This is a genomic window from Variovorax sp. 01N425 (assembly GCF_056399465.1).
In genome coordinates this window covers 162,316-180,387 of the sequence record NZ_JBFTRJ010000003.1, presented here as the reverse complement: position 1 = coordinate 180,387, position 18,072 = coordinate 162,316, and the positions used below count along the sequence as shown (strand labels likewise).

Here is an 18,072-nt window from a genome sequence, read left to right as displayed (position 1 = left end):
CCACTTTCTCCCATGGCTGACAAGATCAATGCCGTCAAAGGCATGAACGACATATTGCCGGCGAGCGTGCCGCGCATCGACCGCCTGCCCGATTCGGCCCTCTGGTCGTGGTTCGAGCAGACGGTGCGCGGGCTCCTCGCCCGCTACGGCTACCAGTACATGCTGACGCCGGTGGTCGAACCCACGGCGCTGTTCGTGCGCGGACTGGGCGAGGTGACCGATATCGTCGAGAAGGAGATGTACTCCTTCACCGATGCAATGAACGGCGACAAGCTCACGCTTCGCCCCGAGGCCACCGCCGGCATCGTGCGCGCCATGGTCGAGCACAACGCGCTCTACAACGGCCCGCTGCGCCTGTGGACGATGGGACCGATGTTCCGCCACGAGCGTCCCCAGAAGGGCCGCTACCGCCAGTTCCACCAGCTCGACGTCGAGGCGCTGGGCTTTCCCGGCCCGGACGTGGACGCCGAGCTGATCCTCATGGTGCGGGCCCTCTGGCGCGAGCTCGGGCTGGTCGAAGGCGAGCACGTGCGCCTGGAGATCAACAGCCTGGGCCAGCCGGCCGAGCGCCAGGCGCACCGCGAAGCGCTGATCCGCCATTTCGAGGCGCATGCCGGCGTGCTCGATGCCGATGCACAGCGGCGCCTGCACAGCAATCCGCTGCGCATCCTCGACACCAAGAATCCCGCCATGCAGGCCGTGGTGGAGGCCGCGCCCCAACTGATGGACTTCCTTGGCGAGGAGTCGCGCGCGCACTTCGATGCGGTGCGCGCCGTGCTCGACGCCGCGGGGCTGGCCTACCGCGTCAACCCGCGCCTGGTGCGCGGGATGGACTATTACAACCTGACCGTCTTCGAATGGGTCACCGACCAGCTCGGTTCGCAGGGCACCGTCTGCGGGGGAGGGCGCTATGACGGCCTCATCGGCCAGATGGGCGGCAAGCCTGCGCCGGCCGTCGGCTTCGGCCTGGGCATCGAACGGCTGCTGCTGCTGATCCAGGAACTCCGCCTGCCGGTCCCCGCCGCGGCGCCCGCGGCGTACGCCATCGTGCCCTCGGCCGCCGCGCTGCCGCAAGTCATGGCCGTGCTCGAGCAGCTGCGCGCCGCCGGCGTGAGCGTGCTGCAGCATGCGGGCGGCGGCAGCATGAAGGCGCAGTTCAAGAAAGCCGACGCGAGCGGAGCGCGCTATGCGCTGGTCTTTGGCGAAGACGAACTGTCGCGCGGCGAAGTCACGGTCAAATCGCTGCGCGAGGGCGGTGGCGAACAGGTGGCGCGGCCTCTCGCCCAGGTGGCCACCTGGGCGGCCACCCTACAATCCCCGGCTCCCAACATCTGATACGCATGGCAACCCATCTCGATCTCGACGAACAGGAACAGCTCGACCAGCTCAAGCATTTCTGGAACACCTACGGCACCCTGATCACCTGGGTGGTGTTGCTCGTGGCCGGGGCCTTCGTGGCCTGGAACGGCTGGCAATATTTCCAGCGCAACAAGGCGGCGCAGGCCGCGGCCCTCTACGACGAGGTCGAGCGCAGCACGCAGTCCGGCGACGTGGAGCGCATCCAGCGCGTGCTGGGCGACATGAAGGAACGCTTCGCCGGCACCGCCTACGCGCAGCAGGCGGGCCTCCTGGCCGCCAAGGCGCTCTACGAGAAGGGCAACGCCGAGGCCTCGCGCGCCGCGCTCGGCTGGGTGGCGCAAAGCGCGGTCGATCCGGGCTACAAGGCCGTTGCCAAGCTGCGGCTGGCGGCCGAACTGCTCGACAGCAAGTCGTACGACGAAGCGCTCAAGCAGCTCTCCGGCGACGTGCCCAAGGAGTTCGAGCCGCTCGTGGCCGACCGCAAGGGCGACATCTACATGGCCCAGGGCAAGCGCGCCGAAGCGCAGGCCGAATACCGCAAGGCCTGGACGGGCCTTGGCCCGGCGTCCGACTACCGGCGCCTGGTCGAATTCAAGCTCAACGCCGCCGGCGTCGATCCGAAGAGCCTGGCACCCGTGATCACGGTCACGCCGGCAGCCCCCAAAAATTCCTGATCGCACTATGAATTTCAAGCGTTTCATGCCTGAGTCGTCCGTCCTGCGTGCAGGTTCGGCCATTGTTCTGGCCGCGATGCTGGCTGCCTGCTCGGGCACCAGCAAGCCCAAGCCGGCCGAACTGCCCGCCAACCCCGCGTTGTTCGGCGTGCGCCAGGCCTGGAGCGTGCGCATCCCGGCCGTGGGCTTCCCGCTGGCCACCGACGTCAGCGGCGACATCGTCACCGTGGCCGGCAGCGACGGCACCGTGGTCGCCATCGACGCCCGTGCCGGCCGCGAAACCTGGCGCGCGAACGCGGGCGCCAAGCTCGCAGCCGGCGTCGGCAGCGACGGCTCGCTGGCCGCGGTGGTCACCACCGACAACGAACTCGTGGCCATCGAAGGCGGCAAGGTCCTGTGGAAGCAGCGGCTCTCGGCCCAGGCCTTCACCGCGCCGCTGGTGGCCGGCCGCCGCGTCTTCGTGCAGACCGCCGACCGCAGCATCAGCGCCTGGGACGGCCAGAGTGGCCGCCGCCTCTGGCTGCAGCAGCGCACGGCCGAAAACCTCGTGCTCAAGAAGTCGGGCGTGCTGATCGCCGTGGGCGATACGCTGATCTCGGGCATCGGTGGCCGGCTGGTCGGCATCAACCCGGCCAACGGCACCTCGCGCTGGGAAGCCCCCATTGCGGCGCCGCGCGGCACCAACGACGTGGAGCGCCTGGTCGACCTGACCGGCAGCGTGAGCCGCGTCGGCGACACCGTGTGCGCCCGTGCCTACTATGCCAACGTCGGCTGCGTCGACACCGCGCGCGGCCAGCTGCTGTGGAGCAAGCCTGCCGTGGGCGCCGAGGGCGTCAGCGGCGACGAGGGCTTCGTCTACGGCACCGAGTCCGACGGCAGCGTCGTCGCCTGGCGCCGCGCCGATGGCGAGCGGGCCTGGCAGTCGACCCGGTTCAAGAACCGCGTCCTGACCGGGCCGCTCGCGGTGGGCCGTTCGCTGGTGATCGGCGAGGACAACGGAACGCTGCACTTCGTCTCGCGCGAAGACGGCGCACTGCTCAATCGCGTCACGCCCGATGGCTCCGCCATTGGCGTCACGCCGGTGATGGCCGGCAACACGGTGGTGGTGGTGACTGCCAACGGCGGTGTGTTTGGATATCGCCCTGAATAACTCTTTGCAAGGCCCGACCATGAAAACCGCGCCCCTGAAAGGCCGGCCATGAAGCCGGTCGTGGCCCTGGTCGGGCGGCCCAACGTCGGCAAGTCGACCCTCTTCAACCGCCTCACGCAGACGCGCGACGCCATCGTCGCCGACTTTGCCGGACTCACGCGCGACCGCCACTATGGCAACGGCCGCCTGGGCAAGCACGAGTTCATCGTGATCGACACCGGCGGCTTCGAGCCCGATGCGGGCAGCGGCATCTACAAGGAAATGGCCAAGCAGACGCGGCAGGCCGTGGCCGAGGCCGATGTCGTGATCTTCGTGGTCGATGCCCGCGAAGGCCTTTCGGCGCAGGACCACGACATTGCGAACGAGCTGCGCCGGCTCGGCAAGCCCTGCGTGCTGGCGGCCAACAAGGCCGAAGGCATGCACGACGGCACCAAGCTGGTCGATTTCTACGAACTCGGCTTTGGCGACGTGCATGGCGTGTCCGCGGCGCACGGGCAGGGCATGCGCGACCTGGTCGAGCTGGCGCTCGCGCCGCTGAACCTGCCCGATCCCGACGACGAGGCGGACGAGGACGACGTCAACAAGCCCATCAAGCTGGCGGTGGCCGGGCGGCCGAACGTCGGCAAGTCCACGCTGATCAACACCTGGCTCGGCGAAGAGCGCCTGGTGGCATTCGACCTGCCGGGCACCACGCGCGACGCCATCTCGGTGCCGTTCGAGCGCAACGGCCAGCGCTTCGAGCTGATCGACACGGCCGGCCTGCGACGCAAGGGCAAGGTGTTCGAGGCGATCGAGAAGTTCTCGGTGGTCAAGACGCTGCAGGCCATCGAGTCGGCCAACGTCGTGCTGCTGCTGCTCGATGCCACGCAGGGCGTGACCGACCAGGACGCGCACATCGCCGGCTACATCCTCGAAAGCGGCCGCGCGGTGGTGATTGCCATCAACAAGTGGGACGCGGTCGACAGCTACCAGCGCGAGCAGATCCAGCGCCAGATCGAAACCCGGCTGCCGTTCCTCAAGTTCGCATCGCTGCATTTCATCTCGGCCATCAAGCGCCAGGGCCTGGGTCCGGTGTGGCAGGCCATTGCGCAGGCCCACAAGTCGGCCACGCGGAAGATGTCCACGCCGGTGCTGACCCGGCTGCTGCTGGAGGCGGTGCAGTTCCAGTCGCCCAAGCGCGCGGGCATGTTCCGGCCCAAGCTGCGCTATGCGCACCAGGGCGGCATGAATCCGCCGGTGATCATCATCCACGGCAATTCGCTGGAGCATGTCACCGAGGCCTACAAGCGCTTTCTCGAAGGGCGCTTCCGCAAGGAGTTCGATCTGGTGGGCACGCCCTTGCGCATCCAGTTCAAAAGCTCGCAAAATCCCTTTGCGGACAAGGACGATTGAGCACGCTTGGCGGCCGATGGCGGCCGATGAGCCATGGCCGGGTCGAAAGTTCCGCCTTTTGAGAGACGTTATTTTTCAAAGGCTTTTGACCCTGATTGCTGCAGCGCAGAAACCCTGTGTTAAGGTCATCTCTCCAACAACTACTCTTGAACACGGAGAATATCGTGAGCAATAAAGGGCAACTTCTACAAGACCCGTTTCTGAACACCCTGCGTCGCGAGCATGTGCCGGTCTCCATTTATTTGGTGAACGGTATCAAGCTGCAGGGCCAGATCGAGTCTTTCGACCAGTATGTCGTGCTGCTTCGCAACACGGTGACGCAAATGGTCTACAAGCACGCCATCTCCACCATCGTGCCGGGTCGTGCCGTCAACTTCTCGGCTGCCGAGAACGACGACGCCGCAGCCTGATCGCGCGGAGCGCGGCGGTAACCCCGCCGCGCTTTTTCCATATTGATCCCGCTTGTCTGAATTGAACTCCCGCCAGGAAGGCGCCGCCGTTCTCGTCGGCGTCGATTTCGGGCTGCCCCATTTCGACAGCGAACTCGAGGAACTCGGCCTGCTCGCGCAGACCGCGGGCCTTTCGCCTGTCGCGCGCCTCGTCTGCAAGCGCAAGGCGCCCGACGCCGCACTTTTCGTTGGAAGCGGCAAGGCCGAAGAAATCAAGGAACTGGCCGCCATGCACCAGGCCAGCGAGGTCATCTTCGACCAGTCGCTGAGCCCGGCGCAGCAGCGCAACCTCGAGCGCCAGCTCGACGTGGCGGTGTACGACCGCACCTTCCTCATCCTCGAGATCTTTGCCCAGCGCGCCCGCTCCCATGAGGGCAAGCTGCAGGTCGAGCTGGCTCGCCTGCAGTACCTGAGCACGCGCCTGGTTCGCCGCTGGTCCCACCTGGAGCGCCAGACGGGCGGTGCCGGCGTGCGCGGCGGTCCCGGCGAAAAGCAGATCGAGCTCGACCGCCGGATGATCAGCGAATCGATCAAGCGCACGCGCGAGCGCCTGGCCAAGGTGCAGAAGCAGCGCGGCACGCAGCGCCGCCAGCGCGAGCGCCGCGAGACCTTCAACATCTCGCTCGTGGGCTATACCAACGCCGGCAAGTCGTCGCTGTTCAATGCGCTGGTCAAGGCTCGCGCGTATGCGGCCGACCAGCTCTTTGCCACGCTCGACACCACCACGCGCAACCTCTACCTGGGCGATGCCCGCAGGCAGGTCTCGATTTCCGACACCGTCGGCTTCATCCGCGACCTGCCGCACGGGCTGGTCGACGCCTTCAAGGCCACGCTGCAGGAGGCCGTCGATGCCGACTTGCTGCTGCACGTGGTCGATGCCTCCAATCCGCACTACCCGGAGCAGATGGCCGAGGTGCAGTCCGTGCTCCGCGACATCGGCGCCGACACCGTCCCGCAGCTTCTGGTGTTCAACAAGCTCGATGCCCTTGAAACTGCGCAGCACCCGCTGCATCTGCAGGACGACATGGAAATCGACGGCGTGCGGGTTCCGCGCATCTTCCTCAGCGCCCGCAGCGGCGAGGGACTGCCCCTGCTGCGCGCCGAGCTGGCCCGCCGGTCGGGCTCCCTGGGCGACGCGATGACCCCAGAGGCCGACACTGAATTGCACGACACCGCCAATTGATTGGGCACAATCCCGCCACTGACAAGAGAACGAAGCGAATGAATGCAAAGCCAGCGTGGAGAGGGTTTCTGGGCATGTTCAACCTGAACGATGGCCGATGGGGCCGTGGCGACGAGCCGTCGTCCAACGGCGATCGCCCAACCGGCAACCGGCCTCCCGACGCGGACCCGCCGGGCGGCCCGACGCCACCGCCCTCGGGCAACAACAACGGCAACGGCAACCGCCCCCGCGGCCAGGGCCCGAACCAGGGCCCGCCCGACCTCGATGAACTCTGGCGCGACCTCAACCGCAAGCTGGGCGGCTTCTTCGGCGGCAAGGGCGGCGGCAATCGCCCCACCGGCGGCGGCAATGGCGGTGGCGGCAACGGCTATCGGCCGGACATGAAGAATGCCGGCTTCGGCCTCGGCCTGGTGGCGGCGGTGGCCGTTCTCATCTGGCTCGGGACCGGCTTCTTCATCGTGAACGAAGGCCAGCAGGCCGTGGTGACGCAGTTCGGCCGCTACAAGACGACGGTGAATGCCGGCTTCAACTGGCGCCTGCCGTATCCCATCCAGCGCCACGAGGTGGTGGTGGTCACGCAGATCCGCTCGACCGACGTGGGCCGCGACGCCATCGTGCGCTCCACCGGCCTGCGCGAATCGGCCATGCTGACCGAAGACGAGAACATCGTCGAAATCAAGTTCGCCGTGCAGTACCGCCTGAGCAATGCGCAGGCCTGGCTCTACGAGAGTAAGTCGCCGGCCGAAACCATCGTGCAGGTGGCCGAGAGCTCCGTGCGCGAGGTGGTCGGCAAGATGAAGATGGATGCCGCGCTGGCCGAGGAGCGCGACCAGATCGCTCCGCGCGTGCGGCAATTGATGCAAACCATCCTCGACCGCTACAAGATCGGTGTCGAAGTGGTCGGCATCAACCTGCAGCAGGGAGGAGTGCGTCCCCCCGAGCAGGTGCAGGCCGCGTTCGACGACGTGCTCAAGGCCGGCCAGGAGCGCGAGCGCACCAAGAACGATGCGCAGGCCTATGCCAACCAGGTCGTGCCGCTTGCCGCCGGTACGTCCTCGCGGCTCAAGGAAGAGTCCGAAGCCTACAAGGCGCGCATCGTCGCACAGGCACAGGGCGATGCCGGCCGCTTCAGTGCGGTGCTGGCCGAGTACCAGAAGGCGCCGCAGGTGACGCGCGACCGCATGTACACCGACGCCATGCAGCAGATCTATGCCAGCACCACCAAGGTGCTGGTCGATACCAAGCAAGGCTCCAACCTGCTGTACCTGCCGCTGGACAAGCTCATGCAGCTGAGCGGCAGCAACCCGGCCGCAACGCCGGTCGATGCGGCCAGCCCCAGCGTGGCGGGTACCGCGCCCGCCCAGTCGTCGGTGATTCCGGTGGTGCCGCCATCGAGCGAGAGCCGCGCCCGCGATGGCCGTTCGCGTGATCGCGACGTGCGTTGAAAAGGCCAGGAAGAACATGAACAGAATCGGATTCATCGCCTCGTCGATCCTCGTCTTGCTCGTGCTGCTGAGCTCGACCCTCTTCGTGGTCGACCAGCGCCAGTTCGGCGTGGTCTATGCCCTTGGCCAGATCAAGAGCGTCATCACCGAGCCGGGCCTCAACTTCAAGCTGCCGCCGCCGTTCCAGAACGTGTCGTACATCGACAAGCGGCTGCTCACGCTCTCCAGCCTCGACACCGAGCCGATGCTCACGGCCGAGAAGCAGCGCGTGGTGATCGACTGGTACGTGCGCTGGCGCATCACCGATCCGCAGGCCTACATCCGCAACGTCGGCCTCGACGAAAACGCGGGCGCCACGCAGCTCAACCGCGTGGTGCGCAACGCCTTCCAGGAAAACATCAACAAGCGCACCGTGCGCGACCTGATCTCGGTGCGCCGCGAAGCGCTGATGGCCGACGTGCAGCGAGAAGTGCTGGCCGTGGTGAAGGGCTCCAAGCCCTGGGGCGTGGACGTGGTCGACGTGCGCATCACGCGTGTGGACTATGTGGAAGCCATCACCGAATCGGTCTACCGCCGCATGGAGGCCGAGCGCAAGCGCGTGGCCAATGAACTGCGTTCGACCGGTACGGCCGAAGGTGAAAAGATCCGCGCCGACGCCGACCGCCAGCGCGAAGTGATCGTGGCGAACGCCTACCGCGACGCCCAGAAGATCAAGGGCGAGGGCGATGCCCAGGCCGCCGCCGCCTACAGCGAGGCCTTCGGCCGTGACCCGCAGTTCGCGCAGTTCTATCGCAGCCTCGAGGCCTACAAGCAAAGCTTCAACAAGAAGAGCGACGTGATGGTGCTCGACCCGTCGTCGGACTTCTTCCGGGCCATGCAGAGCTCGGGCACGCCCGCAGGCAACGCTCCTCCGCGCCGCTGATCCTGCGCCGGGCCGTCGCCGTGAGCGCCGAAATCTTCTGGAGCGCGCTGGCGCTGGTCCTGGTGATCGAGGGCATCCTGCCTTTCGTCTCGCCAGGCGGGTGGCGGCGCGGTTTCGGGCAGCTCATGCAGCTGCGCGACGGCCAGCTGCGCTTCTTCGGACTTTGCAGCATCTTGCTGGGTTTGGCCCTTCTTTGGCTGCTGGGGTAGCGCGGCCCGGTAGAATCCCGGTTTAACCACGCCCCCGATCCCCATGTCCGCCTGGGTCCTCCCGGATCACATTGCCGATGTGCTGCCTTCCGAGGCGCGCCACATCGAAGAACTTCGACGCCAGCTGCTCGATACCGCCCGTGGCTATGGCTACGAGCTGGTGATGCCGCCGCTGCTCGAGCACCTCGAGTCGCTGCTGTCCGGCACCGGCGAGGCGCTCGACCTCCAAACCTTCAAGCTGGTCGACCAGCTCTCCGGCCGCAGCATGGGCCTGAGGGCCGACACCACGCCCCAGGTGGCGCGCATCGACGCCCACCTGCTGAACCGCGAAGGCGTGGCACGCCTGTGCTACTGCGGACCGGTGCTGCACACCCGCCCCGACCGGCCGCATGCCACGCGCGAGCCGCTGCAGTTCGGGGCCGAGATCTACGGCCATGCGGGGCTCGAGGCCGACACCGAAGTGCTGCTGCTGGCACTCGACTGCCTGCATGCATCGGGCCTGAGCGACGGCGTGATCGTCGACCTGGCGGATGCGCGCATCGTGCGGGCGCTGTTCGCCGGCGTGCCGGTCGACGCCGCCGTGCTGGCGCGCGTGCATGCGGCGCTGGTTGCCAAGGATGCGAGCGAACTGCATGCGCTCACGCGCAGTTTCCCGGCTGCGTCGCGCGACGGCCTGCGCGCGCTGGTCCAGCTGTATGGCGATGCGTCGGTGCTCGACGAAGCCGCCAAGGCCCTCAAGGGCACGCCGGCCGTGAGCGCGGCACTGGCCGGATTGAAGCAGCTGGCCGCGAGCCTCGGTGCCGATCCGGCGCGGCAGATCAGCTTCGACCTGGCCGACCTGCGTGGCTATGCCTACTACAGCGGCATGCGCTTCGGCATCTACGTGCCGGGCGCGGCCGATGCGCTGGTGCGCGGCGGGCGCTACGACGAAGTCGGCGCCGTGTTCGGCCGCAACCGGCCGGCGGTCGGCTTCAGCCTGGACGTGCGCGAACTGGTCGGCGTGCTGCCGGCCCGTCCGCTGCGCGCGGCCATCCGCGCGCCCTGGAGCGACGCGGCCGGCCTGCGCGAGGCCATTGCCGGGCTGCGCAAGGCCGGCGAGATCGTGGTCTGCGTGCTGCCGGGCCACGGCAGCGAAATCGATGAATTCCACTGCGACCGCGAGCTCGTCGAGCACGCAGGGCAGTGGCAAGTCCGAGCCCTCTGATTTTTTGAAGTAATGGAACGAGCATGAGCGTAACCACCGGAAGAAACGTGGTCGTCGTCGGCACCCAGTGGGGCGATGAAGGCAAGGGCAAGCTGGTCGACTGGCTGACGGAAAGCGCCCAGGGCGTGGTCCGCTTCCAGGGCGGCCACAACGCGGGCCACACGCTGGTCATCAACGGCGTGAAGACCGCGCTGCACCTGATCCCGAGCGGCATCATGCGGCCCGGCGTCAAGTGCTACATCGGCAACGGCGTGGTGCTTTCGGCTGCCAAGCTGTTCGAGGAAATCGAAGGGCTCGAAAAGGCCGGCGTCGAAGTGCGTTCGCGCCTGCGCATCAGCGAGGCCTGCCCGCTGATCCTGCCTTTCCACGCGGCGCTCGACATCGCGCGGGAAACGTATCGCGAAAAAGGTGGCGTCGAGAAGATCGGCACCACCGGCCGCGGCATCGGCCCGGCCTACGAAGACAAGATCGCGCGCCGCGCGCTGCGCGTGCAGGACCTGAAGCACCCGGAGCGTTTCGCGACCAAGCTGCGCGTGCTGCTCGACCTGCACAACCACGTGCTGACACAAGTGCTCGGCGCGCCCGCCATCGACTTCGACCTGGTGTTCGACGAGGCCATGCGCCATGCCGCGCTGCTCAAGCCGATGATGGCCGACGTGTCGCGCGAACTGAACGACGCGCACAAGGCCGGCGCCAACCTGCTGTTCGAAGGCGCGCAGGGCACGCTGCTCGACGTCGACCACGGCACCTACCCCTACGTCACCTCGAGCAACTGCGTGGCCGGCAATGCCGCCGCGGGCTCGGGCGTGGGCCCGGGCATGCTGCACTACATCCTGGGCATCACCAAGGCCTACTGCACGCGCGTGGGCGGCGGTCCGTTCCCGACGGAACTCGACTGGGCCACGCCGGGCACGCCGGGCTACCACATGAGCACCGTGGGCGCCGAAAAAGGCGTCACCACGGGCCGCAGCCGCCGCTGCGGCTGGTTCGATGCCGCGCTGCTCAAGCGCTCGGCGCAGGTCAACGGCCTGTCGGGCCTGTGCATCACCAAGCTCGACGTGCTCGACGGGCTCGAGAAGCTCGAGCTGTGCACCGGCTACGAGCTCGACGGCGAGACCACCGACATCCTGCCCATGGGCGCCGACGAGATCGAGCGCTGCACCCCCATCTACGAGACCCTCGAAGGCTGGAGCGAGAGCACCGTCGGCGTCACGCAGTACGACAAGCTGCCCGTGAATGCACGGCTCTACCTGCAGCGCATCGAGCAGATCACGGGCGTGCCGATCCACATGGTTTCCACGAGCCCTGATCGCGACCACACGATCATGATGCGCCACCCCTATCTCGCGGACTGAACAGGAACGAACCCCCACCATGTTGACCGAAGACGGCAAGCATCTCTACGTCAGCTACGACGAGTACAACAACCTGATCGAGAAGCTCGCGATCAAGATCCACCAGTCGGGCTGGCAGTTCGACACCATCCTGTGCCTCGCGCGCGGCGGCATGCGGCCCGGCGACGTGCTTTCGCGCATCTTCGACAAGCCGCTGGCGATCATGTCGACCAGCTCCTACCGCGCCGACGCCGGCACGGTGCAGGGGCACCTGGACATCGCGCGCTTCATCACCACGCCCAAGGGCGAGATCGCCGGCCGGGTGCTGCTGGTGGACGACCTGGCCGACTCGGGCCACACGCTGCATGCGGTGATGGACATGCTGCGCAACAACTACAAGCCGATCACCGAACTGCGCAGCGCGGTGATCTGGACCAAGGCGCTGTCGACCTTCACGCCCGACTACTCGGTCGAGTACCTGCCGACCAATCCGTGGATCCACCAGCCCTTCGAAGGCTACGACTCGCTGGGCGCCGAGAAGCTGCTGGAGAAGTGGTCGGTCTGACCGACCCCGCTGCTGCGCCTGCGGCAGCGCCTCATCGGCATTCGGGCCGCCACGCTGTAGGCGCAGCGCGCATCTGCGCCGGCGCGGCTTGCAGCAGCCCCCGCAACGGCGTAGAACCATAGCGTTAAAGCCTCAAGTTCACAGGCAAGCTTGGAGCCGTTCGCGGCTTCGAAGGAGTGAAGCATGTTGGCGGCCGAATGCGCGTGGGCCATCTTGCGCGCCGAGCACGTTCGCACCCGGGAGCTGCTGGCTCGCCTTGAAACGGCGATGAAGGCAGGGGGCGAAGCGGGCGTCCGGCAGCGGGCAAGGTCGGCCATCGAAGCCATCGAGCGCCTTCAGGCCTTCGAAGAAACAACGCACCGCCCCAAGGGCGTTGTCATGCTGAACATGCTGCGCGGCAGGTCGAGCGAGGCCGACGGGCTTCTCGACCAGCTCGATTCGGAGAGCGAGCGCTGCAGCGGCCTGCTTGCACAGGCAAAGATCCTGCTCGCGCGCGCCGAATCAGGCGACAACACGGGCGCGGACGTGGACGCCGACGCGCTGCTGCGGCAGCACCGGCAATTGATGTCCGCGCATCTGGACAAGGAAGACACGCTGTTGCATTCGCATACGGCGCTGCTGCTCAGTCCGGAGGAATGGGCCGCCGTGGTCTCGTCCATCTCGAAGGAGGTGGGAGCGGCCAGGAAGCGCGGGCATCGCCGTTCGCCGCTGCGCGGACAAGTCCCGAAGCCCGCAGGCTGACATTCCGTGCGACGGGTGCCTAGGCGCCTTCGGAATCGAACATCGCGGTGTAGCGCCGCTGCATTTCCTCCGGCGTCAGCTTCTCGATGCTGTGGCCCACGTTCCAGCGATGGCCGAAGGGGTCGCGGAACACGCCCGATCGCTCGCCGTAGAACTGGTCCTGCGGCGCCATGTCGAGCGTGGCGCCGGCCGCCACGGCACGCGCCACCACGGCGTCGGCATCGTCCACGTGCAGGTGCAGCGTCACCGCAGTGCCGCCCAGCGTCCTGGCGCTGGGAATGCCGTATTCGGCGAACTCGTCCGAGATCATCAGGATTGCGCCGTTGTGGAAGTCGAGTTCCGCATGGCCGATGCGGCCGCTCGGCTCGGTGAGGCGGAAGATCTCCTTGACCTCGAAGACCTTGCAATAGAAGTCGATGGCCGCGCCGGCATCGTCGACGCAGAGGTACGGAAACAGTTCGTGGATTGCCATGAGGGTTGCCTTTCGGAAGGAAGGAAGAAGCCATGTCCCGGCGCCGATTCTGCGGCGCCGCCCCGCTAGCGTCTTGAACGAATTTGACCTGCGGCCGCCGGCACGTGCCGCGGCGACACGGCCCCGGACTGCCGCCAGGCCTCTGGCGGCATGCCCGCCATCGCCGAGAACTCGCGGCTCAGGTGCGCCTGGTCGCTGTAGCCCGCGGCGAGCGCGATCTCGGCCCAGCTCTGCACCGGGCCGCCGGCCAGCGCCAGCGCGCGGTCGAAGCGCATCACCCGCGCATATTCCTTCGGGCCAAGGCCGATGCCGCTGCGAAAAAGGGCGATGAAGCGGCGGTGGCTGTAGCCGCTGCGTGCCACCAGCGCGGCGATCGGCGGGTTCTCGCGCGCCAGCGGACCGAGCGCTGCGGCAATGGCCGGGTGCAGGCCGCGCAGGCCGGCGCCTTGCGAATCGATGGCGCGCTGGGCGAGCAAGGCTTCGAAGGCCGCCAGCTGCGCTTCGAGGCTGCCCGCCGCGTGGATCCGTTCGAGCGCGGCGTTGGCCTGCTGCGCACCCCAGAGCGCGTCGAGCGGCGTGTGCTGGCCGGCCAGCGCGTCTTCGGGTGCGCCGAGCAGCGCGCGGGCGGCCCCTGGCTGGAGCTGCGCGCCGACCGAGCGCGTGGCCACCGAAACGTCGCGCATGTAGGGGGCGGCACGTGCACCGCCGACGATCGCATGGCCGCAGGTCTGGCCGCGCACGTCGCCCGGGCCGCCGAACAGCTTCAGCGGCGGCCCCGAGAGCCGGAACACCAGGTGCATGCCCCCGGTGGGCAGCACGTGTTCGCGCGCGCCCGGCTGCCCGGCGGCCGCGCCCGCGGGGGCCGAGGCCCACATCAGCCGCACGTAGGGACGCAGGCAGGGGGCGGGGAGTCTTGTCAGCTGCGGCATGCTGCAGCCCTGGGGAAAAACCGGCTGTTGCCCATCGGCGCATTGTGCGGCGGATTGCCGCGCTAGCATCGGGCCATGAGCAAGCCTTCCACGACCCTGATCCACCACCCCTACACGCCGCCCGCCAACTTCGCCGCGCCGCAGCCGGGCATCTACAAGGCATCGACCGTGTTCTTTGCCGACGTGGCCGCGATGCGCGCGCGCGACTGGAAGACCAAGGCCGGCTACACCTACGGCCTGCATGGCACGCCAACCACCTTCACGCTCGAGGAGCGCCTGGCCACGCTCGAAGGCGGCGCCGAGTGCCTGCTGGTGCCGAGCGGCCTGGCCGCCATTTCGCTGGTTTCCTTCGCCTTCCTGAAGAGTGGCGACGAGGTGCTGATTCCCGACAACGCCTACGGCCCCAACAAGGCGCTGGCGACCGGCGAGCTGGCCAACTTCGGCATCACGCACCGCCTGTACGACGCGATGAATCCTGCCGACCTGGCCGCCAAGCTCTCGGACCGCACGCGGCTGGTGTGGCTCGAGGCGGCGGGCTCGGTGACGATGGAGTTTCCGGACCTGCCGGCGCTCGTGAAAGCCTGCCGTGCGCGCGGCGTGGTGACGGCGCTGGACAACACCTGGGGCGCGGGCCTCGCGTTCGCGCCCTTCGACTTCAACGGCAGCGGGCAGGGCGTGGACATCTCGGTGCATGCGCTCACCAAGTACCCGAGCGGCGGCGGCGACGTGCTGATGGGCAGCGTCGTCACGCGCGACGAGCGGCTGCACCGCGCGCTCAAGCTCACCCATATGCGCACGGGCTTCGGCGTGGGCGTCGGCGACGTGGAAACACTGCTGCGGTCGCTGCCGAGCATCGGGCTGCGCTATGCCGCGCACGACCGTTCGGCGCGCGAACTGGCGCGCTGGCTTGCCGGCCGCGAAGAGATCGCGCAGGTGCTCCACCCGGCACTCGAAGGATCGCCCGGCCATGCCAACTGGCGTGCGCTGTGCGGCGGCACGGACCTGGCGGCGGGCCTGTTCTCGGTCGTGTTCGACGAAAGCTTCAGCACCGAGCAGGTCGACCGCTTCTGCGACAGCCTGAACCTGTTCCGCCTCGGCTATTCGTGGGGCGGCCCGGTGAGCCTGGTGGTGCCGTACGACATCGGCCTGATGCGCGATGCCAGCGTGGCGCGCTGGCCGCACAAGGGCACGCTGGTGCGCTTCTCGGTCGGGCTGGAAGATGTGGAAGACCTGCGGTCCGACCTGCAGCAGGCGCTCGCGCGGATGTAAGAGAAGTTTTCCGGATGCCGGGGCCCGCCGCTCCACGGGCTTTGGGTGCACCGTTATCGCTTACAGTTGGATGACACGCAGTCGCTTTGACTGCCTCGTTCAAGGAGAGAACAGTGGCAACACCCAATTACGGCTACGAAAAGCGCCAGAAGGAGCTGGCCAAGAAGAAGAAAAAGGAAGAGAAGCTCCGCGAAAAGGCCAATCGCAAGCTCTCCCCGAGCAGCGACGGCCTGGCCCCGGGTGACCCGGAAACCGACGTGGCCTCGCTCGAGCGCGATCCGCCGACGGTGCCCGATCTGCCGACCAAGAACGGCTGATCCCAGATCAAGGCTCTCGACAAGAAAGCCGCTGCGGGCCCTCGGGCCTGGAGCGGCTTTTTCTGTTTCGGCAGGCCTACTTGGCGGCGAGCAGCTTGCGCAGTTCCGGCCAGACGTTGTCGAGCAGCTGCGGCTGCGCGGCGGCCGTGGGATGGATGCGGTCGGCCTGGAACAGCGCCAGCGCGTCGGGCGCATCGGCCACGCCCTTGAGCAGGAAGGGCACCAGCGCCGCCTTGGTGGTGCTGGCCACCTTGCCGAACACAGCCTCGAAGCGCCGCGTGTAGTCGCCACCGTAGTTGGGCGGCACCTGGATGCCGACGATCAGCACCTTGGCGCCGGCCGCCTGCGCCGCCTTGGTGATCTGCAGCAGGTTGTCCTCGGTGTTCTGCAGCGGCAGGCCGCGCAGCGCATCGTTGGCGCCGAGTTCGACCACCACGTGGGTGGGCTTGTGCTGCGCCAGCAGCGAGGCAAAGCGGGCCCGTCCGCCCGAGCTGGTGTCGCCGCTGATGCTGGCATTGACCACCGTGGCCGGGATCTTCTGCTGGGCGAGGCGCTTCTCGAGCAGGGGCACCCAGCCTTCGCCGCGCTTGAGGCCGTACTCGGCGCTCAGCGAATCGCCAAGCACCAGGATCACGGGCTGGCGGGGCGCTGGGGCCTGCGCGGCCTGGGCATGGGCTGCCGTCCATGTCCCTGCGCTGCCGAGTGCGGCAGCGCTCAAGATAAAGTCACGTCGTTTCAAAACGAAAAGCCTTTCCATGTCCCAACCCCCGTCTGATGCCATTGTCGCAGTCGAGCATGTGTTCAAGTCCGTGACCGACTCGACCGGTACGCTCGACATTCTGCAGAACATCGATTTCACCCTGGGCGCGCGGGAGACCGCCGCCATCGTGGGTGCCTCGGGTTCGGGCAAGAGCACCTTGCTGTCGATCATTGCCGGGCTCGACACGCCCACGCGCGGCACCGTCAGGCTCGCGGGCGATGACATCTTTGCCATCGACGAGGACGAGCGCGCCGCGCTGCGCGCCCAGCGCGTGGGCTTCGTGTTCCAGAGCTTCCAGCTGCTGGGCAACCTGAGCGCGCTCGAGAACGTGATGCTGCCGCTCGAACTGGCCGACCGCAAGGACGCGCGCAAGGCCGCCACCGAGATGCTCGGGCGCGTCGGCCTCGGCCAGCGGCTCGGCCACTATCCCAAGGTGCTCTCGGGCGGCGAGCAGCAGCGCGTGGCGCTGGCCAGGGCCTTCGTGGTGCAGCCGGCGCTGCTGCTGGCCGACGAGCCCACCGGCAGCCTCGACTTCGCGACCGGCGAGCAGGTCATGCGGCTGATGTTCGACCTGAACCGCGAGCTCGGCACCACGCTCGTGCTGGTCACGCACGACCGCGGCATTGCGGCCCAGTGCGAGCGCCGCATCACCATCGAGGCCGGGCGCATGGCGCTCAACGAGTCGACGCCGGTGCTGGTGGCTTCGCTGCAGGCATGATCGTTCCCCGGTTCTGGGCCGAAGGCCGCATCCAGCAGCACGTCGCGGGCAAGCAGATCACGGTGCGGCGCTACGGCTGGTCCGACGAGAGCCCGATCGCCGCCCAGGCCCATGCCGACCAGCGCACGCAAGAGGCATTCGAGCGCATCGCTGCGGGCGAGGCGCTCAACCGCCGCGAGCGCAAGCTGGCCTACAACGGCGCCGAAGGCGTGCCCATCCGCGAAGAGATCGTCGAGCGGCAGGGTGACACCGTCATCACGCGCAACAGCTATGGCGCGCGCTGCCTCAACACGCCCGACGTGCTGTTCGTCGACATCGACTTCGACGAACCCCTGCGCGGCAGCGTCTTCGGCTTTGCACTGGCGCCCGCGCTGATCGCCGGCATCGTCGGCGGCTGGACCGCCAAGACCTGGCTGGGCGGGCTGATCGCGGCCATCGTGGTCTTTGCCGTCGCCTACCGCATCGGCCTGGCCAGGAAGCGCGGCGAGGCCAGCGGCAACCCCGCGCCCGAAAAGCGCGCGGCCGAGCGCATCGGGCGCTTCGTCCACCAGCACCCCGACTGGCACCTGCGCCTGTACCGCACGCCGGCCGGATTCCGCGTGCTGGCGATGCACGACGTCTTCAGCCCGGCCGACATGGCGGTGGCCGACTGCTTCCATGCGCTGGGCGTCGACAAGGTCTACGCACGCATGTGCCGCAACCAGAACTGCTTTCGCGCCCGCCTGAGCGCCAAGCCCTGGCGCATCGGCATCGGCGAGCACCTGCGGCCGCGGCCGGGCGTGTGGCCCGTGTCGCCCGAGAAGCTGCCGCTGCGCGATGCCTGGGTCGCGCGCTACGAAAAGGCCGCCGAAGGCCATGCCGCCTGCCAGTACCTGGAAAGCGCCGGCAACAGCGCACGGGTGCATCCGAACGCGCTGGCCGTGCAGCAGCTGCACGACGAACGCACCCGCGCGCACAGCGGATTGCCCATGGCCTGAAGG

At 67.9% G+C, this 18,072-nt stretch carries 20 protein-coding genes; 17 read left to right on the top strand and 3 right to left on the bottom strand.

From position 1 onward, the window contains the following. Positions 1-12: 12 nt before the first annotated feature. The 13 genes from hisS (at position 13) to AC1DSC_RS06415 (ending at position 12,627) form a co-directional block, all read left to right on the top strand. Positions 13-1,335 (top strand): histidine--tRNA ligase, encoded by a 1,323-nt coding sequence (hisS, locus tag AC1DSC_RS06475; RefSeq protein ID WP_278879053.1) that lies wholly within the window; start codon positions 13-15, stop codon positions 1,333-1,335. A 5-nt stretch (positions 1,336-1,340) separates the two neighbouring features. Further along, the gene (locus AC1DSC_RS06470; protein ID WP_012747308.1) at positions 1,341-2,033 is read left to right on the top strand and encodes a YfgM family protein; all 693 of its coding nucleotides are present in this window, start codon (positions 1,341-1,343) and stop codon (positions 2,031-2,033) included. 7 nt (positions 2,034-2,040) lie between these two features. Continuing rightward, positions 2,041-3,183 (top strand): outer membrane protein assembly factor BamB, encoded by a 1,143-nt coding sequence (gene bamB / locus AC1DSC_RS06465; RefSeq protein ID WP_062361606.1) that lies wholly within the window; start codon positions 2,041-2,043, stop codon positions 3,181-3,183. 48 nt (positions 3,184-3,231) lie between these two features. After that, positions 3,232-4,575, top strand: coding sequence for a ribosome biogenesis GTPase Der (der, locus tag AC1DSC_RS06460; protein WP_018902785.1), 1,344 nt, complete (start codon positions 3,232-3,234; stop codon positions 4,573-4,575). A 164-nt stretch (positions 4,576-4,739) separates the two neighbouring features. After that, positions 4,740-4,985 (top strand): RNA chaperone Hfq, encoded by a 246-nt coding sequence (gene hfq / locus AC1DSC_RS06455; protein WP_012747311.1) that lies wholly within the window; start codon positions 4,740-4,742, stop codon positions 4,983-4,985. Between the two features lie 52 nt (positions 4,986-5,037). Continuing rightward, a complete protein-coding gene (gene hflX, locus AC1DSC_RS06450) occupies positions 5,038-6,207 on the top strand; it encodes a GTPase HflX (RefSeq protein ID WP_012747312.1) in 1,170 nt (389 codons plus the stop codon). Between the two features lie 74 nt (positions 6,208-6,281). Then, a complete protein-coding gene (gene hflK, locus AC1DSC_RS06445) occupies positions 6,282-7,652 on the top strand; it encodes an FtsH protease activity modulator HflK (protein ID WP_278879059.1) in 1,371 nt (456 codons plus the stop codon). Positions 7,653-7,668: 16 nt separating this feature from the next. Next, entirely contained in the window at positions 7,669-8,574 is a 906-nt protein-coding gene (hflC, locus tag AC1DSC_RS06440) for a protease modulator HflC (protein WP_012747314.1), read from the top strand. 20 nt (positions 8,575-8,594) lie between these two features. Next, on the top strand, positions 8,595-8,783 hold the full coding sequence (locus AC1DSC_RS06435; RefSeq protein WP_012747315.1) for a DUF2065 domain-containing protein: 189 nt from the start codon (positions 8,595-8,597) through the stop codon (positions 8,781-8,783). Positions 8,784-8,826: 43 nt separating this feature from the next. After that, positions 8,827-9,987 carry an ATP phosphoribosyltransferase regulatory subunit gene (locus AC1DSC_RS06430; protein ID WP_012747316.1) on the top strand — a complete coding sequence of 387 codons (1,161 nt, stop codon included), beginning with the start codon at positions 8,827-8,829 and terminating at the stop codon, positions 9,985-9,987. A gap of 23 nt (positions 9,988-10,010) precedes the next feature. After that, on the top strand, positions 10,011-11,342 hold the full coding sequence (locus AC1DSC_RS06425) for an adenylosuccinate synthase (protein WP_012747317.1): 1,332 nt from the start codon (positions 10,011-10,013) through the stop codon (positions 11,340-11,342). Between the two features lie 19 nt (positions 11,343-11,361). Further along, the gene (locus tag AC1DSC_RS06420) at positions 11,362-11,886 is read left to right on the top strand and encodes a phosphoribosyltransferase (RefSeq protein ID WP_012747318.1); all 525 of its coding nucleotides are present in this window, start codon (positions 11,362-11,364) and stop codon (positions 11,884-11,886) included. 183 nt (positions 11,887-12,069) lie between these two features. After that, positions 12,070-12,627, top strand: a complete 558-nt coding sequence (locus AC1DSC_RS06415) for a hemerythrin domain-containing protein (protein ID WP_278876651.1) — start codon at positions 12,070-12,072, stop codon at positions 12,625-12,627. 19 nt (positions 12,628-12,646) lie between these two features. On the opposite strand, the gene AC1DSC_RS06410 is transcribed toward AC1DSC_RS06415, so the two are convergent. Further along, positions 12,647-13,099: a VOC family protein gene (locus AC1DSC_RS06410; protein WP_012747320.1), complete on the bottom strand. Its 453-nt coding sequence runs from the start codon at positions 13,097-13,099 to the stop codon at positions 12,647-12,649. A gap of 65 nt (positions 13,100-13,164) precedes the next feature. Beyond that, a complete protein-coding gene (locus AC1DSC_RS06405; protein ID WP_369664423.1) occupies positions 13,165-14,028 on the bottom strand; it encodes a helix-turn-helix domain-containing protein in 864 nt (287 codons plus the stop codon). 75 nt (positions 14,029-14,103) lie between these two features. Here AC1DSC_RS06405 and AC1DSC_RS06400 point away from each other — a divergent pair, with 75 nt between their 5' ends. Both AC1DSC_RS06400 and AC1DSC_RS06395 read left to right on the top strand, forming a co-directional pair. Then, positions 14,104-15,297, top strand: coding sequence for a PLP-dependent transferase (locus tag AC1DSC_RS06400; RefSeq protein WP_369664424.1), 1,194 nt, complete (start codon positions 14,104-14,106; stop codon positions 15,295-15,297). 113 nt (positions 15,298-15,410) lie between these two features. Beyond that, a complete protein-coding gene (locus tag AC1DSC_RS06395) occupies positions 15,411-15,614 on the top strand; it encodes a hypothetical protein (RefSeq protein WP_012747323.1) in 204 nt (67 codons plus the stop codon). 76 nt (positions 15,615-15,690) lie between these two features. On the opposite strand, the gene AC1DSC_RS06390 is transcribed toward AC1DSC_RS06395, so the two are convergent. Next, positions 15,691-16,371: an arylesterase gene (locus AC1DSC_RS06390; RefSeq protein WP_038106443.1), complete on the bottom strand. Its 681-nt coding sequence runs from the start codon at positions 16,369-16,371 to the stop codon at positions 15,691-15,693. Here AC1DSC_RS06390 and AC1DSC_RS06385 point away from each other — a divergent pair. Together AC1DSC_RS06385 and AC1DSC_RS06380 are read left to right on the top strand one after the other, a co-directional pair. Continuing rightward, positions 16,370-17,092, top strand: coding sequence for an ABC transporter ATP-binding protein (locus AC1DSC_RS06385; RefSeq protein WP_012747325.1), 723 nt, complete (start codon positions 16,370-16,372; stop codon positions 17,090-17,092). The two genes, AC1DSC_RS06390 and AC1DSC_RS06385, sit on opposite strands and share 2 nt — an antisense overlap. Beyond that, entirely contained in the window at positions 17,089-18,069 is a 981-nt protein-coding gene (locus AC1DSC_RS06380) for a hypothetical protein (protein WP_369664425.1), read from the top strand. The genes AC1DSC_RS06385 and AC1DSC_RS06380 overlap by 4 nt, the downstream gene beginning before the upstream one ends. Positions 18,070-18,072: the final 3 nt, after the last annotated feature.